A 21,663-nucleotide genomic window follows, 5' to 3' on the forward strand; every position below is an offset into this window, starting at 1 on the left:
TAGCTTTGTATTTTAACAACTATGATGTGGTGGAGCTATGCGGGATCGAACCGCAGACCTCCTGCGTGCAAGGCAGGCGCTCTCCCAGCTGAGCTATAGCCCCACATCATAGAGTTCGTAAGAAGATTGGTAGGACTGAGTAGATTTGAACTACCGACCTCACCCTTATCAGGGGCGCGCTCTAACCAACTGAGCTACAGTCCTATCGCATTTCTTACATGCTTTTTACTTTTCTATTCAAGCAATTTGTGTGGGCACTTACAAAAATTAACAACTTTACGTAAGGAGGTGATCCAGCCCCAGGTTCCCCTAGGGCTACCTTGTTACGACTTCACCCCAGTCATGAACCACACCGTGGTCATCGCCCTCCCGAAGGTTAAGCTAATGACTTCTGGTGCAGCCCACTCCCATGGTGTGACGGGCGGTGTGTACAAGGCCCGGGAACGTATTCACCGTGACATTCTGATTCACGATTACTAGCGATTCCGACTTCATGGGGTCGAGTTGCAGACCCCAATCCGGACTACGACGCACTTTATGGGATTCGCTTACCATCGCTGGTTTGCAGCCCTTTGTATGCGCCATTGTAGCACGTGTGTAGCCCTACTCGTAAGGGCCATGATGACTTGACGTCGTCCCCACCTTCCTCCGGTTTATCACCGGCAGTCTCCTTAGAGTTCCCACCATTACGTGCTGGCAAATAAGGATAAGGGTTGCGCTCGTTGCGGGACTTAACCCAACATTTCACAACACGAGCTGACGACAGCCATGCAGCACCTGTCTCATAGTTCCCGAAGGCACCAATTCATCTCTGAAAAGTTCTATGGATGTCAAGAGTAGGTAAGGTTCTTCGCGTTGCATCGAATTAAACCACATGCTCCACCGCTTGTGCGGGCCCCCGTCAATTCATTTGAGTTTTAACCTTGCGGCCGTACTCCCCAGGCGGTCTACTTAATGCGTTAGCTTAAGAGCCCAGTTCTCAAGGAACCAAACTCCGAGTAGACATCGTTTACGGCGTGGACTACCGGGGTATCTAATCCCGTTTGCTACCCACGCTTTCGCATCTGAGCGTCAGTTACTTGCCAGGTGGCCGCCTTCGCCACTGGTATTCCTTCAGATCTCTACGCATTTCACCGCTACACCTGAAATTCTACCACCCTCTCAAGAACTCTAGTTTGCCAGTTCGAAATGCAGTTCTGGGTTGAGCCCGGGGCTTTCACATCTCGCTTAACAAACCGCCTGCATGCGCTTTACGCCCAGTAATTCCGATTAACGCTTGCACCCTCCGTATTACCGCGGCTGCTGGCACGGAGTTAGCCGAGTGCTTCTTCTGCGAGTAACGTCACAGTGGTAAAGTATTAATTTACCACCTTTCCTCCCTCGCTGAAAGTACTTTACAACCCGAAGGCCTTCTTCATACACGCGGTATGGCTGCATCAGGCTTTCGCCCATTGTGCAATATTCCCCACTGCTGCCTCCCGTAGGAGTCTGGACCGTGTCTCAGTTCCAGTGTGGCTGATCATCCTCTCAGACCAGCTAGGGATCGTCGCCTTGGTGAGCTCTTACCTCACCAACAAGCTAATCCCACTTGGGCTCATCTAGTCGCGAGAGCTTTCAAGAAGAGGCCCCCTTTCACCCGTAGGTCGTATGCGGTATTAGCAGTCGTTTCCAACTGTTGTCCCCCTCGACTAGGCAGATTCCCAAGCATTACTCACCCGTCCGCCGCTCGACGCCAGAATAGCAAGCTATTCTTCGTTTCCGCTCGACTTGCATGTGTTAAGCCTACCGCCAGCGTTCAATCTGAGCCATGATCAAACTCTTCAATTAAAAGTTTTTTGACTAATCAGCGATGCTGATTAAGTCGGCTCAATGAATTCTGTACTTCAACAACAAACCGAGGTTTGTTGTTTATAAAACCAAATCTTTCGATTTAATTTAATGTTCACAATTACATTGATATAATTTTTGGTCATTATATCTCTGCAAGTGCTCACACAGATTGCTTGAATAAATTGTTAAAGAGCATTGACCTTGACGTCTTGCGTCGTAGTCAGGCTGCGTATTCTACGCAAACCGAATTTGAAGTCAAGCACATATTTGCGCTTTATTCATGACGCTTAAAAAGTAACCTAAGTCGTTTCTAAATGCCTTGCTGAGCGGCTATTGCCGTGTCAGTGATGTCGTATTATAGAGATCGACCGAGGTATGGCAAGTGTTTATTAATGAAAAACACATAAGCTAAAAAATCTGTTCACAGAACCATCAAACCGCACATTTCAACAACTAATCAGTTCGATAAATAACATGCCAGCAGTAAGCGTCATAGTAATCCCCTACTATATCTATTATTTTAGCGACTACATTTGTAGCACAGAGTGAAATTAGCATGTCTTTACCAATAGAATATAATCGTTTTAGCTTACTCACATCAGAAAAAACAAAACGCCAACGACAACATAAAGCACAATTATTGTTATTACGTAGTGGCGAACTCAATATTCGTTTAGGTAAAACCCTGTTCAAATTAAATCAATCACAATCAATATGGCTACCACATGATTGTTTGTATTCACTCGAATCAATATCAGCAAGTCAGATCGATATATTCACATTTTCAGCCCGAGTAACCGCATCTTTGCCAACAACCTTACGTCAATGCCCAGCATCGCCACTATTACGAGTACTATGCGACGAGTTGGAGACGATTGATAATACCAGTTCAGCAGCGCAACACCTATTTCAAGTATGCTTAGATCAGGCACATAAACTAACAGAACATCATTAAGCTAATATTCTTTTATGGGTAAAAATGCGTATAATTAATTTTTTCACTATTTAAAGCAATTATGTTTATTTTCAAATGCGAAGGTTTTAACCAAGAACAAGCAACCATTCAAGTTGCGTCGTTATTATGGACAGAATCCGGCGAAGTTACCTTTAATGCCAATGATGATAGCTTTGCTTGCTTGTTACTAACTCAATGTAAAAGTGATAGTGGTGGTTTCTTCAATCTGCTTGCAGGTTGTAAGCCACTATACATAGAGCAGTGGCTGGAATATTTAGAAGAAAAGCAGTTAATCAAAAAAATTGTATTGCAGCAAGTCGACTATAAAGAAGCTGACTACCCCCTAAAACTCGGCTTTGATGATGAAAACGCCAGCACCTTACTCGACATGCTATATAAGATAGGTAACTTTAATCGTTTACAAGTTTCTCGCTACTTAAAAAATCGAAATAACATTACTTATCTATCAACTAAATACGATAAAAAAGATTTACAACGTTATCAGCAATTAGGCAAAGCGATCACCTTTATTCTTAAGCTTAAAAAATAATAGTTATATACGATAACAGTGAGTTACAACCTATTAAACAATGTTCACCAAGGTTAACGTTAATTATAGGGGCACCGAACAGTGCCCTCAATTACACTGTAGATTAACGTTTAACCGACTCAAGTTGATTCACAGCGTTTAACAGCGCAGTCAGTGAAGCTGTTAAAATATCATGATTGATCGCCACACCAATAACGGATTCAGTTGCTGTCTTTATTTGTAGATAAGCAATCGCATCCGCATCAGTACCTTTACTTAATGCATGCTCACTAAAATTAACCACTTCAAATTCAAGATTAAAATACAGCTTCAAGGAGCTAATAAATGCCGTTAGTGCCCCCTGCCCCTCTCCAGCAACACTAATCAGATCAATACCAGCAGCTAATCGCGCTTGTATTTTATCAATATCACCGTGGTTGACATTATAATCAGCTAATTGATATGGCTGCTCAGTATGCGCATAAGTCGATTTAAACAGTTGCCATATTTGTGGAACTAATAGCTCACTGGCTGTCGTTTCAGATTGTCGCTGAACCACACTAGAAAATTCAATTTGTAACCAACGCGGTAACTGCACGCCATATTCTTGCTCAAGTAAATAAGCAATACCACCTTTACCCGACTGGCTGTTAACTCGGATCACGTGTTGTAATGTACGGTTTAAATCAGTAGGGTCGATAGGTAAATAAGCAACATTCCAAGTACTCTCAGGAACACGACGGTCTAAGCATTTTTTAATAGCATCCTGATGACTGCCAGAAAAAGCGGTATACACTAATTCACCAACATAAGGATGGCGTGGATGAACTGGTAACTGAGTACACTCTGAAATAGTCGTAATAATATTATCAATATCACCAAGCTGAAGCTTAGGATCGACACCTTGACTATAAAGGTTCATCGCCATGGTGATAATATCCATATTACCGGTACGTTCACCATTACCCAATAAAGTGCCTTCAACACGATCAGCACCGGCCATAACCGCTAATTCAGCGGCTGCCACAGCACAGCCGCGATCATTGTGAGTATGAACACTGACAGTAATTGCGTCTCTATTTTTTACGTTCCCACAAAACCATTCGACTTGGTCAGCAAACACATTTGGCGTCGACATCTCAACAGTGGCAGGTAAATTAATGATCACTGGATTTGCAGCTGTTGGCTGCCAAACGGCATTCACCGCATCACAAATATCAACGGCAAAGTCCAACTCAGTTCCAGAAAAACTCTCTGGAGAATATTCAAACTGCCATTGCGGGCCAGGGTTTGCTTCTGCGTGCAGCTTAACCCAAGTAGCACCTTGTACGGCAATATCAATAATACCTTGGCGATCTTTTTGGAAAACAAGCTCTCTTTGTACCGTCGACGTTGAATTATAAACATGAATAATGGCTTGCTTAACACCTTTTAATGCCGCAAATGTCTGTTCAATCAAGCTCTCACGCGCTTGGGTTAATACTTGAATGGTTACATCACCCGGGATCTTATTCTCTTCAATCAGCCAACGAACAAAATCAAAATCCATTTTCGATGCAGCAGGAAAGCCCACCTCAATTTCTTTAAAGCCCATAGCTAATAGCAGTTCATAATAACGACGTTTTTGGCTCACGGTCATCGGCTCTACAAGTGCCTGGTTACCATCGCGTAAATCAACACTACACCACAGTGGCGTTTCGCTGATATTGTTATTTGGCCATTGTCGATTAGGCATATCTAAGGGAGGAAAAGCTTGGTATTTATTGTGATTAAATGTCGTCATATTAAGATCCTTTTACGTATTTACAATCCCATCATCAATGATGAGTTAGTGGTTATAGCGCGTGGTAATATCAGTAACTAAGCACCACATTCAAGGCTTAGCTACTGTATCCAAGTCGCATACGTAATAAAAATTTAATCTGTTTATAATTCATCATCGACACCAAGCATTTGATTACTAAAGTTTATACTTAAAGTATACGTATAAACTTACGGTCAATGGTTGTTTTGTTGCTGCTAATCCTCACCTGAACAGCAATATATAACCAACATAAAGTTAAATTTAGCAATATGTGACCCATTAAATCCAAATAAATTTTAAAGTAAAGAATCACATAATGCTTCTTCTAGCTTTTGCCAAGGTAACTCTTGCATACTTATAATTTCGATTTTACTCAGTTCTAATTCACCAACTGGCATGAAATCACATTCACCATTAACACTATTTATCGTAAAGCAACCTTGTTCAGTCTTAATCACAGCTTTTAAGCGTATTACTTCTAGTGGCTCTAATAGCGTAGCAAGCGCCATTAGATTAAATGTCTGGTGTTGATTAAAGACCCAGCCATAACTAAATAAACCCTGGCCATTACCATGATTACGCTCAAAACGAGGATCAATCATTAATTCCATCTGATCTGCGTGATGGTGGTGAGCATGGCTGTGCTTCAAATGGGCAGATAGATGCTGAGAGCGACGTTGTTCATTCAGGGGTAATGACAATGTATCAATAGAAAAATCACCGTGATGAGTCCATAATACCGATTTTTTAATGGGTAATAATTGCTGACTAAAATCCATAAAACTTGTTTCATCGTCACGATTTAATTGTTCGGTTTTATTCGCGACAAGTACATCCGCGAGACTGATTTGATCTTGAAAGTGATTATTTTCAACATATTTAGTATCATTCAGATGGGCGGGATCGACTAAACATATCGTTGCATTTAACGCTAATACATCACAATAAAACTCACCAGATAAGTCTTTAATCACTTGCTGTAAATGCCCAAGACCAGTAGGTTCAATTAAAATACGATCTGGCTTAGCTTTACTGATTAACATATTTAATCCCATTTTCATGGGTAATCCAGCCACACAGCACAGACAGCCACCCGGTACTTCTTTGACTATAATACGCTTTGCTTGATCTGTTAACGAGTCAGTGAAAGTAGACAATAAAGTACCATCAATGCCAATTTGACCAAACTCGTTGACTAAGATCCCCCACGTTTCATCTGCGGGTTTCTGTTTAAGCAATTGTTGGATCGCCGTAGTTTTACCTACACCAAGAAAACCAGTAATAATGTTAGTTGGTATTTTCTTTGCTTGTTTTGACATTAAGCTTCCTATGCATGATCACGAGGTTTCAAATTAATATTAAAACATCATAATAGATAAGCCATTTTTATAATACAGTGCAATATATGAAAATTATTATTTAAGAGGATAAAGCGGGAAACAAATATGAGGAATACACAGCAATATAACCGTGGGAAATAAACTCCCCCACGGCTAGGAAATGAAAAGTTGATTAATCAATCAGTTCATCATCATTCCAATCGTCATCCTCATAATTACCGCTTGCTAATGCAGCTTGTTCAATCACTTGAGCATAAGCAACAATAAAGTCTGGCATCATATCTAATACCGTCTGGGTAAAGGCTTCCCATTCAGTTTGTTGCAAGTCTGCAATTTGTTGCGCAGTCCCAGCACAAGAAAAATAACTTAAGCACAAATATGCCATTTGCAGGGCTTGACTAATCTCGCTGTTATCTTCTAATGAATTAATTAAGCTTTCATAATAAAAAGCGGCACCAATTGCAAAACCAATTGACCAATCATTTAACGCGGCACCAGATTTAAAGTTATCTGCGAAATGAGCAGTTTCAACGCATTCTTCAGGTAATAAAGCGCCAGAGTCATAAACTTGTTCGCTGATCTCGTTATAAACAGAGATAATAGCGAATAGTTTATCGTCAGAAATATTACCAGGGGCTGCACCACCAAAGATCATATCCATCCAGTCTTCTGTTTCTACTGGCGAAGGCGCAGCCACTAAACCAAAGAAAAACCCCTTCATCGCAACAAGTGATAAAGTTTCTTTTGGTGTTTCATCTCCAGATAACCAATCTGATAATAATATTTCGTCTTCACGTGATAACGCTGATTCAGTCATATAAAACCTTTTATTTCACAAATATTTTGTCGTGTTATTTAATGCCTAGTTTACTGTAAAGTCAGTGACAGTGATATTTATTCAACAGAAAGCTGATCTAAAATAGCGCACTGTGAAGAATTATCGCCCGTACAAGAAGAGGCTAATGATGATAGTGTGCTGTGCATTCCTTGTAATATAGTAATCCGAGATTCTATATCTGCAATTTTTTCTAATGTCAGTGCTTTAACCTGAGCTGCTGTGCCTTCTTCACTTTTATAGAGATGGACAAGCTCTTTACACTCTTCAAGATTAAATCCAGCGTCACGCGCTCGTTTAACAAAGTTCAACTCATCAATAATATGCTGATTATAATATCGATAACCATTATCACCTCGTATCGGGTGAGATGTTAAAGATATACTTTCGTAATAACGGATCGTTTTTGTCGATAAACCGACTTCCTTCGCGACTGTGCTAATATTTTTCATCATTTAACCTGTTACTTATTCTTTTAGGGTTTTAGCTCATGCCCTGAAATACGACAAACACTCATGAGGCTAAAAATTAGGTTTCCAACGCTTAATCAACAGTGAATTAGATAATACCGCAATACTACTAAATGCCATCGCTGCGCCAGCAAGTTCAGGACTTAAATAGCCCCCAGCAGCCAAAGGCAGCCCAATGATATTAAAAATAAACGCCCAAAATAAATTCTGCTGGATCTTACGCCACGTGAGTTTTGAAATATCCATTGCAGCTGAAACTAAGCGAGGATCATTTCTTAACAAGGTAATATTAGCCGTTTCCATCGCAACATCCGATCCAGATCCCATCGCAATACTAATATCAGCCTGTGCTAATGCTGGTGCATCATTAATACCATCACCAACCATAGCAACATATTTTCCAAGTTTCTGTCGATCTTGGATATAAATTGATTTCTGCTCAGGTTTAACATGTGCATAGTAGCTACCGACTTGTAATGCTTTCGCGATAGTCGCTACCGAAACGTCATTATCACCACTGAGTATCGTTGTATTTATATTAGCTTGTTGTAATAAGCTAATTGCTGCAAGACTTTCTGCACGTAAAGTATCAGCAATAATAAACAGTCCAACCAGCTCTCCAGCAATCGCGATCCACATATGTGATCCCACATGCTCACCTGACTTAGCGAGTAAGGAGTCACCATTCTGGGTATTAATATTCTCAGCCAGCATCAACTCTCTATTACCGATAAAAATCGGTTCTTCAGCAACATAACCTTTAATACCATAACCAAGAACAGTTTCGACCTGTGAAGCAGTTAATAATGTAAGCTGCTTATCTTTAGCGTAACGTATAATCGATTTTGCTAAAGGGTGTTCGCTAAGCTCTTGGACGCCTGCAGCACGACGAATTAGAGTGTCGATAGTATAATTAAAGCAATGTACAGCGATAACCTCAGGCTTACCTTGCGTCAAAGTACCCGTTTTATCTAGCATTACATCCGTAATTTTGTGTGTTTTCTGCAGCGTATCAATATCTTTAATTAAAATACCTTGTCGTGCAGCTGTCCCAGTTCCGGTCACTAATGCTGCTGGAGTAGCAAGACCTAAAGCGCAAGGACAAGCAATAACTAATACCGCGACAGCAGCAATAAGACCACCTTCAAAATCATCGAACCCTAAGTACCAAGTCAAAAATGTGATCGCGGCAATAGCTAAAACAACAGGGACGAAAATATTGCTAATCTTATCAACCAGTTGCTGAAATGGCGCTTTAGCCATTTGTGCAGTTTCGACAAGTGAAATAATTTTATTTAAACTCGATTCCTTACCCACAGCGCTAACCCGTAGCAATAAAATACCCGTGCCATTTATAGACCCTCCAATCAGTGTTTCACCAATAGTTTTAAACACGGGTAAACTTTCACCTGTGAGCATAGATTCATCTAATTCACTGCTACCATCAATAATGATACCATCTACCGGTACTTTATCGCCTGCAAGTATGCGAACTTCATCCCCAATAACAACTTCTTCGACAGGCATTTTTGACCATTCCCCACCGCGCTTAACCATCGCCACTTCAGGTCTTAACATCATCAATTCATTGATGGCAGAGGATGTACTTTGTTTGGCGTTTTCCTCCAAATATTTACCTAATGATATAAGGGTGATAACAACAGCACTGGCTTCAAAATACACCAAACCTTGCGCGTTTTCTCCGAGCGTTAGCAATAAATATAAACTATAAAAGTAAGCAGCGCTGGTACCAGTCGCTACAAGTACATCCATATTAGCCGCACCATTCTTTAACGACTTATAAGCCCCTAAATAGTATCGGCGACCGATAAAAAATTGAACAGGGGTTGCTAATACAAGTTGTAACCATACTGGCAGCATAAAATGAATATTATCAATAAACATCGTCAGCATAGCCGCTAGTAAAGGCAATGTTAACAATGCAGAAATGATCACATAGAATAACTGCTGTTTATTTTTTCTTTTTGATTCAATAGTTCTAGCCAACAGGTTTTCTGTTTGTGATACCACAGTACCTTGATTAACAGTCGCTTGATAACCTAAATTGATAATCAAATTAATCACGTCAGCAGGAACAAGACCACCAGAGAAATACGTTAAGGTAATTTTCTCGCTCGCAAAATTAGCATCCACTGTTAATATATCTTTATTCAATAACAATTTAGACACTGTTTTCGTTGCACAGTTAGCACAAGACCAACCATTAATGGAAAGTGACAATTCTTCAGTATCGTAAATGTAGTTTTTATCATCTAAAACAGCTTTTACTGCATGGCTTGAGGTAATATCAGCTATATTTATTTGAGCTGTATTTAGGGCGAAATTAACTCGAGCCTCAATACCGTTCTCGGAATTTAAAGCAGATTCTAATTTCGATGCACAACCAGCACATGACATGCCTTCGATACTGATTGAAAGTGTTTTAGACATAACGAAAAAACCTTATTGATGATAATATGCATAAAATATAACCTTTACCCTAAGTGTAAGGTCAAGGCGAATGTAATGCGATTTTGCCCTAAATATTTTGTAACAAGGTGTAACATGCAGTAAAAACGCGATAAGCCTAACATTAACGATATTTTTTTTATGAATAATAGCCTCTATGTAATAAAATTACTTATATAGTTAAGCTACATCAGATTAAGACACGTTTAAATCGCTTTACCAGCTCAATATGTAGATTAATTACCACATTCCATTTAGTTAAAAGTGAAAAATAAAATCATGAATCTAACAAAAACGAATGCTTGGCAAGATTTAATAGCACATTACTCAGAGATGCAAAACACAAATATCAGCAATTTATTTGCAAATGATAACAACAGATTTGAGCAGTTCTCTAAGCAATTTAATAATGATATTTTATGTGATTTTTCTAAAAATATTATTACGCAATGCACATTAAAAAAACTAACTGCGCTTGCTCATGAAGTCAATTTACCGACAGCAATTAAAGCGATGGTTTCAGGTGAGCAGATCAACCAAACTGAAAAAAGAGCGGTACTGCATACAGCACTTAGAAATCGCAGTAATACGCCTGTTTTGGTTGATGGTAAAGATGTAATGCCCGCTGTTAATGCGGTATTAGCGCAGATGAAAGCATTCTGTCATGACATTATTAGCGGTAATTGGAAAGGTTATACCGGCAAAGCGATTACAGATATTGTAAACATCGGCATCGGTGGTTCAGACTTAGGTCCTTACATGGTGACTGAAGCATTAAGACCTTATAAAAACCATTTAAACATGCATTTTGTTTCTAATGTTGACGGCACCCACATCGCCGAAACACTGAAAAATTTAAATCCAGAAACAACGCTTTTTCTCATCGCATCGAAAACATTCACAACTCAAGAAACCATGACCAATGCACACAGTGCAAGATCATGGTTCTTAGCAAGTGCCGAAAGTGAAGAGCATGTTGCATCACACTTTGCTGCACTATCAACTAACGCAGCATCAGTTCAAGCGTTCGGTATTGATACAAAGAACATGTTTGAATTTTGGGATTGGGTTGGTGGCCGTTATTCACTTTGGTCAGCAATTGGTTTATCTATCGCATTAAGTATTGGCTTCGATAATTTTGAAGAACTGCTTAGCGGTGCACACGATATGGATAAGCATTTTGTTGAAACGCCACTAGAAGATAATATCCCGGTGATCTTGGCATTAATCGGAGTTTGGTATAACAACTTCTTTGGCGCTGAAAGCGAAGCTATTTTACCTTACGATCAATATATGCATCGTTTTGCTGCTTATTTTCAGCAAGGTAATATGGAGTCAAATGGCAAGAGCGTAGATCGTGATGGTAACGCGGTTGATTACCAAACGGGTCCTATTATTTGGGGTGAACCAGGTACGAATGGCCAGCATGCTTTCTATCAACTAATTCACCAAGGTACGAAGCTTATTCCTTGTGACTTTATCGCTCCAGCTCAATCACATAATAAAATTTCCGACCATCACGCTAAATTAATGTCTAACTTCTTTGCCCAGACAGAAGCGCTAGCGTTTGGTAAATCAAAACAAACTGTCATTGATGAACTAACTAACTCAGGTATGTCAGAAACTAATATTACCGCATTAGCTGAATTTAAAACGTTCACAGGTAACAATCCTACGAACTCTATTTTATTCAAACAGCTGACACCGAAGACTTTAGGTTCATTGTTAGCAATGTATGAGCATAAGATCTTCACACAAGGCATTATCTGGAATATCTTTAGCTTTGATCAATGGGGTGTAGAACTAGGTAAACAGCTAGCAAATCAAATCTTACCTGAGTTAAACAATGAACTATCAGTTGATAGCCATGACAGCTCAACGAATGGTTTAATTAATACCTTCAAGGCTTGGCGTTAAGCTAACCCAAAATCCTTAGATAGATCATAAATGATTTTAGCAGCCCTATAAACATAAAAACCAGCCGTAGGCTGGTTTTTTTTATTGTTTCGCGCAGGTTTCCAACTTTTGATGCCTGCCGTTTTCAGCGTCTTAACATACAGGCTTAGCGCTCTGTCTTATTGCGTAAATTTTAGACACAAAAAAGCCGATACCATTGCTGATATCGGCTCTCTCTAATTTGGCGCTTGGCGATGCCCTACTCTCGCATGGGGAAACCCCACACTACCATCGGCGTTATTACGTTTCACTACTGAGTTCGGAATGGGATCAGGTGGTACCGTAACACTATGGTCACCAAGCAAATCTGGTTTGCTTTCTATAGAAGTTCTCACTTCGTTTTTAATCTGAAAAGCTATAAATAAAGAAGTCTTTAAACATAAAGTGTTCAATCTATTCTTAAGTCGATATTTCAATTAATCATACCACTTACGTACGAGTCGTACTTCAGTTTGTATGGTTAAGCCTCACGGGTAATTAGTACAAGTTAGCTCAATGCCTCACAGCACTTACACACCTTGCCTATCAACGTTGTAGTCTCCAACGGCCCTTTAGGGAGCTTAAAGCTCCAGTGAGAACTCATCTCGAGGCCTGCTTCCCGCTTAGATGCTTTCAGCGGTTATCAGTTCCGAACTTAGCTACCGGGCAATGCTATTGGCATAACAACCCGAACACCAGTGGTTCGTCCACTCCGGTCCTCTCGTACTAGGAGCAGCTCCTCTCAATTCTCAAACGCCCACGGCAGATAGGGACCGAACTGTCTCACGACGTTCTAAACCCAGCTCGCGTACCACTTTAAATGGCGAACAGCCATACCCTTGGGACCAACTTCAGCCTACGGGATGTGATGAGCCGACATCGAGGTGCCAAACACCGCCGTCGATATGAACTCTTGGGCGGTATCAGCCTGTTATCCCCGGAGTACCTTTTATCCGTTGAGCGATGGCCCTTCCATTCAGAACCACCGGATCACTAAGACCTACTTTCGTACCTGCTCGACGTGTCTGTCTCGCAGTTAAGCTGGCTTATGCCTTTGCACTAACCACATGATGTCCAACCATGTTTAGCCAACCTTCGTGCTCCTCCGTTACTCTTTGGGAGGAGACCGCCCCAGTCAAACTACCCACCAGACACTGTCCGCAATCCCGATAAGGGACCTACGTTAGAACATCAAACGTACAAGGGGTGGTATTTCAAGGGACGACTCAATATCATCTAGCGACAATATTTCATAGTCTCCCACCTATCCTACACATGTAGGTTCAATGTTCAGTGCCAAGCTATAGTAAAGGTTCACGGGGTCTTTCCGTCTAGCCGCGGGTACACTGCATCTTAACAGCGATTTCAATTTCACTGAGTCTCGGGTGGAGACAGCGTGGCCATCATTACGCCATTCGTGCAGGTCGGAACTTACCCGACAAGGAATTTCGCTACCTTAGGACCGTTATAGTTACGGCCGCCGTTTACCGGGGCTTCGATCATGAGCTTCGACCTAAGTCTAACCCAATCAATTAACCTTCCGGCACCGGGCAGGCGTCACACCGTATACGTCATCTTTCGATTTTGCACAGTGCTGTGTTTTTAATAAACAGTTGCAGCCACCATTTCTCTGCGACCAACAATAGCTTACGGAGCAAGTCCTTCACCATCATTGGCGTACCTTCTCCCGAAGTTACGGTACCATTTTGCCTAGTTCCTTCACCCGAGTTCTCTCAAGCGCCTTAGTATTCTCTACCTAACCACCTGTGTCGGTTTGGGGTACGATTCTCTCATATCTGAAGCTTAGAGGTTTTTCCTGGAAGCCGGGTATCAACTACTTCATCTCCGTAGAGACTCGTCATCAGTTCTCAGCATTCTCATTAAAGAGAGCGACCCGGATTTGCCTAAGTCACTTGCCTACTACCTTAAACATGGACAACCATCGCCATGCTAGCCTAACCTTCTCCGTCACCCCATCGCAATATAAGCGAGTACTGGAATATTAACCAGTTTCCCATCGACTACGCCTTTCGGCCTCGCCTTAGAGTCGACTCACCCTGCCCCGATTAACGTTGGACAGGAACCCTTGGTCTTTCGGCGTGGAGGTTTTCACCCCATTATCGTTACTCATGTCAACATTCGCACTTCTGATACCTCCAGCAAGCTTCTCAACTCACCTTCAACGGCTTACAGAACGCTCCTCTACCATGCAAGAACAAGTCTTGCATCCGTAGCTTCGGTGGTATGTTTAGCCCCGTTAAATCTTCCGCGCAGACCGACTCGACCAGTGAGCTATTACGCTTTCTTTAAAGATGGCTGCTTCTAAGCCAACTTATGGCTGTCTGAGCCTTTCCACATCGTTTCCCACTTAACATACACTTTGGGACCTTAGCTGACGGTCTGGGTTGTTTCCCTTTCCACGACGGACGTTAGCACCCGCCGTGTGTCTCCCGCGATTGAACTTATTGGTATTCGGAGTTTGCAAGGGGTTGGTAAGTCGGGATGACCCCTAGCCTTAACAGTGCTCTACCCCCAATAGTTAGACGCGAGGCGCTACCTAAATAGCTTTCGAGGAGAACCAGCTATCTCCCGGTTTGATTGGCCTTTCACCCCCAGCCACAAGTCATCCGCTAATTTTTCAACATTAGTCGGTTCGGTCCTCCAGTTGATGTTACTCAACCTTCAACCTGCCCATGGCTAGATCACCGGGTTTCGGGTCTAATCCCAGCAACTATTCGCGCAGTTAACACTCGGTTTCCCTACGGCTCCGCTATTCGCTTAACCTTGCTACTGAAATTAAGTCGTTGACCCATTATACAAAAGGTACGCAGTCACAGAACAAGTCTGCTCCCACTGCTTGTACGTATACGGTTTCAGGTTCTATTTCACTCCCTCACAGGGGTTCTTTTCGCCTTTCCCTCACGGTACTGGTTCACTATCGGTCAGTCAGTAGTATTTAGCCTTGGAAGATGGTCCTCCCATATTCAAACAGCATATCACGTGTGCCGTCCTACTCGATTTCACAGTAAGGTCGTTTTCATGTACGGGACTATCACCCTGTATCGTGAAACTTTCCAGAATCTTCCATTAACTTCCAAACTGCTTAAGGGCTAGACCCCGTTCGCTCGCCGCTACTAAGGGTATCTCTATTGATTTCTTTTCCTCGGGGTACTTAGATGTTTCAGTTCTCCCGGTTCGCTTCGCAACGCTATGTATTCACGTTACGATACCTTACTTAGTAAGGTGGGTTCCCCATTCGGAAATCTGTGGATTAACGCTTTTATCAACTCCCACAGCTTAACGCAGATTAACACGTCCTTCATCGCCTCTGACTGCCTAGGCATCCACCGTATACGCTTAGTCACTTAACCATACAATCTAAAGTCGACTGTACAATTGAAATAACTAGGTATTATCTAGTTTTTTTCGCCTCAAGAATACTCAAGAACACTTCATTGTTATTACCGAAGTAATAACGTGTTTTAAGAACTTCTTTATTTATTCAGCTTTCCAAATTTTTAAAGAGCAATTTGCTAAAAAGCAAAGATAAGCGTTGCTTATCTTTACTTTCTAACGTCTTTAACGTTTTCTATTCAAGCAATTTGTGTGGGCACTTACAAAAATTAACAACTTTACGTAAGGAGGTGATCCAGCCAGGTTCCCCTAGGGCTACCTTGTTACGACTTCACCCCAGTCATGAACCACACCGTGGTCATCGCCCTCCGAAGGTTAAGCTAATGACTTCTGGTGCAGCCCACTCCCATGGTGTGACGGGCGGTGTGTACAAGGCCGGGAACGTATTCACCGTGACATTCTGATTCACGATTACTAGCGATTCCGACTTCATGGGGTCGAGTTGCAGACCCCAATCCGGACTACGACGCACTTTATGGGATTCGCTTACCATCGCTGGTTTGCAGCCCTTTGTATGCGCCATTGTAGCACGTGTGTAGCCCTACTCGTAAGGGCCATGATGACTTGACGTCGTCCCCACCTTCCTCCGGTTTATCACCGGCAGTCTCCTTAGAGTTCCCACCATTACGTGCTGGCAAATAAGGATAAGGGTTGCGCTCGTTGCGGGACTTAACCCAACATTTCACAACACGAGCTGACGACAGCCATGCAGCACCTGTCTCATAGTTCCCGAAGGCACCAATTCATCTCTGAAAAGTTCTATGGATGTCAAGAGTAGGTAAGGTTCTTCGCGTTGCATCGAATTAAACCACATGCTCCACCGCTTGTGCGGGCCCCGTCAATTCATTTGAGTTTTAACCTTGCGGCCGTACTCCCTGGGCGGTCTACTTAATGCGTTAGCTTAAGAGCCCAGTTCTCAAGGAACCAAACTCCGAGTAGACATCGTTTACGGCGTGGACTACCGGGGTATCTAATCCCGTTTGCTACCCACGCTTTCGCATCTGAGCGTCAGTTACTATGGGTGGCCGCCTTCGCCACTGGTATTCCTTCAGATCTCTACGCATTTCACCGCTACACCTGAAATTCTACCACCCTCTCAAGAACTCTAGTTTGCCAGTTCGAAATGCAGTTCCCAGGTTGAGCCCGGGGCTTTCACATCTCGCTTAACAAACCGCCTGCATGCGCTTTACGCCCAGTAATTCCGATTAACGCTTGCACCCTCCGTATTACCGCGGCTGCTGGCACGGAGTTAGCCGGTGCTTCTTCTGCGAGTAACGTCACAGTGGTAAAGTATTAATTTACCACCTTTCCTCCTCGCTGAAAGTACTTTACAACCCGAAGGCCTTCTTCATACACGCGGTATGGCTGCATCAGGCTTTCGCCCATTGTGCAATATTCCCCACTGCTGCCTCCCGTAGGAGTCTGGACCGTGTCTCAGTTCCAGTGTGGCTGATCATCCTCTCAGACCAGCTAGGGATCGTCGCCTTGGTGAGCTCTTACCTCACCAACAAGCTAATCCCACTTGGGCTCATCTAGTCGCGAGAGCTTTCAAGAAGAGGCCCCCTTTCACCCGTAGGTCGTATGCGGTATTAGCAGTCGTTTCCAACTGTTGTCCCCCTCGACTAGGCAGATTCCCAAGCATTACTCACCCGTCCGCCGCTCGACGCCAGAATAGCAAGCTATTCTTCGTTTCCGCTCGACTTGCATGTGTTAAGCCTACCGCCAGCGTTCAATCTGAGCCATGATCAAACTCTTCAATTAAAAGTTTTTTGACTAATCAGCGATGCTGATTAAGTCGGCTCAATGAATTCTGTACTTCAACAACAAACCGAGGTTTGTTGTTTATAAAACCAAATCTTTCGATTTAATTTAATGTTCACAATTACATTGATATAATTTTTGGTCATTATATCTCTGCAAGTGCTCACACAGATTGCTTGAATAAATTGTTAAAGAGCATACTGAGCGGCTGTTGCCGTGTCAGTGGGATGCATTATAGAGATTTCGATCACATAGGCAATGTTTTTATGCACAAATATGCATTTAATATCTAACGTATAAAAAAACAGCAACAAAGCCGATTTTAACGATCATAATTCATACGAACGCTTGTTATTACAACACTTATGATTTAACGCGATCAACATTAAAATATAAAACGTATCACCAAGGCTAGTTAATCTAGTACTGAATAACCTATCTCGCCAATAATACTTAAAATAAATAGGCGTTATCGCGTCATATTGGGATCCACAACAACCATGACCGCCGAATAAATAGCAAAAAGGCTATAGACTATAGAACGGTCGATATATCCATTACCCAATGCAAAAAAAACAGCTGTCGCTGGTTTTTTAATACATTTATCAGGACTTAATCGCCTATCTTTGGCTTATACCGACCAATTTAAACGAGTAAATTACCATAGTGCCGTAAATTTCAGACACAAAAAAGCCGATACCATTACTGATATCGGCTCTCTCTAATTTGGCGCTTGGCGATGCCCTACTCTCACATGGGGAAACCCCACACTACCATCGGCGTTATTACGTTTCACTACTGAGTTCGGAATGGGATCAGGTGGTACCGCAACACTATGGTCACCAAGCAAATTCTTTACAGTTATTACACTGTTTGCTTTCTATAGAAGTTTTCACTTCGTTTTAATCTGAAAAGCTATAAATAAAGAAGTCTTTAAAACATAAAGTGTTCAATCTATTCTTAAGTCGATATTTCAATTAATCATACCACTTACGTACGAGTCGTACTTCAGTTTGTATGGTTAAGCCTCACGGGTAATTAGTACAAGTTAGCTCAATGCCTCACAGCACTTACACACCTTGCCTATCAACGTTGTAGTCTCCAACGGCCCTTCAGGGAGCTTAAAGCTCCAGTGAGAACTCATCTCGAGGCCTGCTTCCCGCTTAGATGCTTTCAGCGGTTATCAGTTCCGAACTTAGCTACCGGGCAATGCTATTGGCATAACAACCCGAACACCAGTGGTTCGTCCACTCCGGTCCTCTCGTACTAGGAGCAGCTCCTCTCAATTCTCAAACGCCCACGGCGAATGGGGACCGAACTGTCTCACGACGTTCTAAACCCAGCTCGCGTACCACTTTAAATGGCGAACAGCCATACCCTTGGGACCAACTTCAGCCAGGATGTGATGAGCCGACATCGAGGTGCCAAACACCGCCGTCGATATGAACTCTTGGGCGGTATCAGCCTGTTATCCCCGGGTACCTTTTATCCGTTGAGCGATGGCCCTTCCATTCAGAACCACCGGATCACTAAGACCTACTTTCGTACCTGCTCGACGTGTCTGTCTCGCAGTTAAGCTGGCTTATGCCTTTGCACTAACCACATGATGTCCAACCATGTTTAGCCAACCTTCGTGCTCCTCCGTTACTCTTTGGGAGGAGACCGCCCCAGTCAAACTACCCACCAGACACTGTCCGCAATCCCGATAAGGGACCTACGTTAGAACATCAAACGTACAAGGGTGGTATTTCAAGGACGACTCAATATCATCTAGCGACAATATTTCATAGTCTCCCACCTATCCTACACATGTAGGTTCAATGTTCAGTGCCAAGCTATAGTAAAGGTTCACGGGGTCTTTCCGTCTAGCCGCGGGTACACTGCATCTTAACAGCGATTTCAATTTCACTGAGTCTCGGGTGGAGACAGCGTGGCCATCATTACGCCATTCGTGCAGGTCGGAACTTACCCGACAAGGAATTTCGCTACCTTAGGACCGTTATAGTTACGGCCGCCGTTTACCGGGGCTTCGATCATGAGCTTCGACCTAAGTCTAACCCAATCAATTAACCTTCCGGCACCGGGCAGGCGTCACACCGTATACGTCATCTTTCGATTTTGCACAGTGCTGTGTTTTTAATAAACAGTTGCAGCCACCATTTCTCTGCGACCAACAGTAGCTTACGGAGCAAGTCCTTCACCACCATTGGCGTACCTTCTCCCGAAGTTACGGTACCATTTTGCCTAGTTCCTTCACCCGAGTTCTCTCAAGCGCCTTAGTATTCTCTACCTAACCACCTGTGTCGGTTTGGGGTACGATTCTCTCATATCTGAAGCTTAGAGGTTTTTCCTGGAAGCCGGGTATCAACTACTTCATCTCCGTAGAGACTCGTCATCAGTTCTCAGCATTCTCACTAAAGAGAGCGACCCGGATTTGCCTAAGTCACTTGCCTACTACCTTAAACATGGACAACCATCGCCATGCTAGCCTAACCTTCTCCGTCACCCCATCGCAATATAAGCGAGTACTGGAATATTAACCAGTTTCCCATCGACTACGCCTTTCGGCCTCGCCTTAGGAGTCGACTCACCCTGCCCCGATTAACGTTGGACAGGAACCCTTGGTCTTTCGGCGTGGAGGTTTTTCACCCCCATTATCGTTACTCATGTCAACATTCGCACTTCTGATACCTCCAGCAAGCTTCTCAACTCACCTTCAACGGCTTACAGAACGCTCCTCTACCATGCAAGAACAAGTCTTGCATCCGTAGCTTCGGTGGTATGTTTAGCCCCGTTAAATCTTCCGCGCAGACCGACTCGACCAGTGAGCTATTACGCTTTCTTTAAAGATGGCTGCTTCTAAGCCAACTTATGGCTGTCTGAGCCTTTCCACATCGTTTCCCACTTAACATACACTTTGGGACCTTAGCTGACGGTCTGGGTTGTTTCCCTTTCCACGACGGACGTTAGCACCCGCCGTGTGTCTCCCGCGATTGAACTTATTGGTATTCGGAGTTTGCAAGGGGTTGGTAAGTCGGGATGACCCCTAGCCTTAACAGTGCTCTACCCCAATAGTTAGACGCGAGGCGCTACCTAAATAGCTTTCGAGGAGAACCAGCTATCTCCCGGTTTGATTGGCCTTTCACCCCAGCCACAAGTCATCCGCTAATTTTTCAACATTAGTCGGTTCGGTCCTCCAGTTGATGTTACTCAACCTTCAACCTGCCCATGGCTGAATCACCGGGTTTCGGGTCTAATCCCAGCAACTATTCGCGCAGTTAACACTCGGTTTCCCTACGGCTCCGCTATTCGCTTAACCTTGCTACTGAAATTAAGTCGTTGACCCATTATACAAAAGGTACGCAGTCACAGAACAAGTCTGCTCCCACTGCTTGTACGTATACGGTTTCAGGTTCTATTTCACTCCCCTCACAGGGGTTCTTTTCGCCTTTCCCTCACGGTACTGGTTCACTATCGGTCAGTCAGTAGTATTTAGCCTTGGAAGATGGTCCTCCCATATTCAAACAGCATATCACGTGTGCCGTCCTACTCGATTTCACAGTAAGGTCGTTTTCATGTACGGGACTATCACCCTGTATCGTGAAACTTTCCAGAATCTTCCATTAACTTCCAAACTGCTTAAGGGCTAGACCCCGTTCGCTCGCCGCTACTAAGGGTATCTCTATTGATTTCTTTTCCTCGGGGTACTTAGATGTTTCAGTTCTCCCGGTTCGCTTCGTAACGCTATGTATTCACGTTACGATACCTTACTTAGTAAGGTGGGTTCCCCCATTCGGAAATCTGTGGATTAACGCTTTTATCAACTCCCCACAGCTTAACGCAGATTAACACGTCCTTCATCGCCTCTGACTGCCTAGGCATCCACCGTATACGCTTAGTCACTTAACCATACAATCTAAAGTCGACTGCACAATTGGAAATAACTAGGTATTATCTAGTTTTTTCGCCTCAAGAATACTCAAGAACACTTCATTGTTATTAAACCATTCACTCGAAAATGAATTATTCAATAACGTGTTTTAAGAACTTCTTTATTTATTCAGCTTTCCAAATTTTTAAAGAGCAATTTGCTAAAAGCAAAAATAATGAATCTAAAGAGATTAGTTATTTTTGATTTTTAGTCAGAAAAAAGTGGTATCCCGTACGAGATTTGAACTCGTGTTACCGCCGTGAAAGGGCGGTGTCCTAGGCACCCTCTAGACGAACGGGACACTATTTACTTTCACGATTGGATTTCATCCCAATCGTTGTCTTCAACGTTTCTATTCAAGCAATTTGTGTGGGCACTTACAAAAATTAA

General features: G+C 42.9%; 8 protein-coding genes, 3 tRNA genes and 6 rRNA genes. 3 read left to right on the forward strand and 14 right to left on the reverse strand.

What is annotated here, in order from left to right:
- Window positions 1–27: 27 nt before the first annotated feature.
- The 3 genes from FR932_RS17620 to FR932_RS17630 all read right to left on the reverse strand — a co-directional run bounded on the left by FR932_RS17620 (window position 28) and on the right by FR932_RS17630 (window position 1,827).
- Window positions 28–103 (reverse strand) — tRNA-Ala (locus FR932_RS17620).
- A gap of 24 nt (window positions 104–127) precedes the next feature.
- A tRNA-Ile gene (locus FR932_RS17625) sits at window positions 128–204 on the reverse strand.
- Window positions 205–281: 77 nt separating this feature from the next.
- Window positions 282–1,827, reverse strand: a 16S ribosomal RNA gene (locus FR932_RS17630).
- A gap of 559 nt (window positions 1,828–2,386) precedes the next feature.
- Here FR932_RS17630 and FR932_RS17635 point away from each other — a divergent pair.
- Both FR932_RS17635 and FR932_RS17640 read left to right on the forward strand, forming a co-directional pair.
- A complete protein-coding gene (locus FR932_RS17635; protein ID WP_019442753.1) occupies window positions 2,387–2,785 on the forward strand; it encodes a hypothetical protein in 399 nt (132 codons plus the stop codon).
- A gap of 61 nt (window positions 2,786–2,846) precedes the next feature.
- A complete protein-coding gene (locus FR932_RS17640; RefSeq protein ID WP_019442752.1) occupies window positions 2,847–3,335 on the forward strand; it encodes a hypothetical protein in 489 nt (162 codons plus the stop codon).
- A gap of 103 nt (window positions 3,336–3,438) precedes the next feature.
- On the opposite strand, the gene leuA is transcribed toward FR932_RS17640, so the two are convergent.
- From leuA to FR932_RS17665, 5 genes are all read right to left on the reverse strand, one after another.
- Window positions 3,439–5,097 carry a 2-isopropylmalate synthase gene (gene leuA / locus FR932_RS17645; RefSeq protein ID WP_019442751.1) on the reverse strand — a complete coding sequence of 553 codons (1,659 nt, stop codon included), beginning with the start codon at window positions 5,095–5,097 and terminating at the stop codon, window positions 3,439–3,441.
- Window positions 5,098–5,414: 317 nt separating this feature from the next.
- Window positions 5,415–6,437, reverse strand: coding sequence for a CobW family GTP-binding protein (locus tag FR932_RS17650; RefSeq protein ID WP_019442750.1), 1,023 nt, complete (start codon window positions 6,435–6,437; stop codon window positions 5,415–5,417).
- Window positions 6,438–6,630: 193 nt separating this feature from the next.
- The gene (locus FR932_RS17655) at window positions 6,631–7,275 is read right to left on the reverse strand and encodes a UPF0149 family protein (RefSeq protein ID WP_019442749.1); all 645 of its coding nucleotides are present in this window, start codon (window positions 7,273–7,275) and stop codon (window positions 6,631–6,633) included.
- Between the two features lie 77 nt (window positions 7,276–7,352).
- Window positions 7,353–7,748: a Cu(I)-responsive transcriptional regulator gene (cueR, locus tag FR932_RS17660; protein ID WP_244963928.1), complete on the reverse strand. Its 396-nt coding sequence runs from the start codon at window positions 7,746–7,748 to the stop codon at window positions 7,353–7,355.
- Between the two features lie 66 nt (window positions 7,749–7,814).
- A complete protein-coding gene (locus FR932_RS17665) occupies window positions 7,815–10,214 on the reverse strand; it encodes a heavy metal translocating P-type ATPase (RefSeq protein ID WP_019442747.1) in 2,400 nt (799 codons plus the stop codon).
- Window positions 10,215–10,511: 297 nt separating this feature from the next.
- Here FR932_RS17665 and pgi point away from each other — a divergent pair, with 297 nt between their 5' ends.
- Entirely contained in the window at window positions 10,512–12,149 is a 1,638-nt protein-coding gene (gene pgi, locus FR932_RS17670) for a glucose-6-phosphate isomerase (RefSeq protein WP_151676843.1), read from the forward strand.
- 225 nt (window positions 12,150–12,374) lie between these two features.
- Here pgi and rrf (FR932_RS17675) read toward each other — a convergent pair.
- From rrf (FR932_RS17675) to FR932_RS17700, 6 genes are all read right to left on the reverse strand, one after another.
- A 5S ribosomal RNA gene (gene rrf / locus FR932_RS17675) occupies window positions 12,375–12,490 on the reverse strand.
- A gap of 154 nt (window positions 12,491–12,644) precedes the next feature.
- Window positions 12,645–15,538, reverse strand: a 23S ribosomal RNA gene (locus tag FR932_RS17680).
- Between the two features lie 266 nt (window positions 15,539–15,804).
- Window positions 15,805–17,342: ribosomal RNA gene (locus tag FR932_RS17685) — 16S ribosomal RNA — on the reverse strand.
- Window positions 17,343–18,073: 731 nt separating this feature from the next.
- Window positions 18,074–18,189 (reverse strand): 5S ribosomal RNA (rrf, locus tag FR932_RS17690).
- 170 nt (window positions 18,190–18,359) lie between these two features.
- Window positions 18,360–21,251 (reverse strand): 23S ribosomal RNA (locus FR932_RS17695).
- Together the 16S, 23S and 5S rRNA genes with 1 tRNA gene alongside form the textbook arrangement of a ribosomal RNA operon.
- 244 nt (window positions 21,252–21,495) lie before the next feature.
- Window positions 21,496–21,574: transfer RNA gene (locus FR932_RS17700), tRNA-Glu, on the reverse strand.
- Window positions 21,575–21,663: the final 89 nt, after the last annotated feature.

This window comes from Moritella marina ATCC 15381, assembly GCF_008931805.1.
Taxonomy (GTDB): Bacteria; Pseudomonadota; Gammaproteobacteria; order Enterobacterales; family Moritellaceae; genus Moritella; species Moritella marina.

Coding starts and splice junctions, on each gene's coding strand:
- FR932_RS17635 (WP_019442753.1), top strand. CDS start 2,387: ATGTCTTTACCAATAGAATATAATCGTTTTAGCTTACTCACATCAGAA.
- FR932_RS17640 (WP_019442752.1), top strand. CDS start 2,847: ATGTTTATTTTCAAATGCGAAGGTTTTAACCAAGAACAAGCAACCATT.
- leuA (WP_019442751.1), bottom strand. CDS start 5,097: ATGACGACATTTAATCACAATAAATACCAAGCTTTTCCTCCCTTAGAT.
- FR932_RS17650 (WP_019442750.1), bottom strand. CDS start 6,437: ATGTCAAAACAAGCAAAGAAAATACCAACTAACATTATTACTGGTTTT.
- FR932_RS17655 (WP_019442749.1), bottom strand. CDS start 7,275: ATGACTGAATCAGCGTTATCACGTGAAGACGAAATATTATTATCAGAT.
- cueR (WP_244963928.1), bottom strand. CDS start 7,748: ATGATGAAAAATATTAGCACAGTCGCGAAGGAAGTCGGTTTATCGACA.
- FR932_RS17665 (WP_019442747.1), bottom strand. CDS start 10,214: ATGTCTAAAACACTTTCAATCAGTATCGAAGGCATGTCATGTGCTGGT.
- pgi (WP_151676843.1), top strand. CDS start 10,512: ATGAATCTAACAAAAACGAATGCTTGGCAAGATTTAATAGCACATTAC.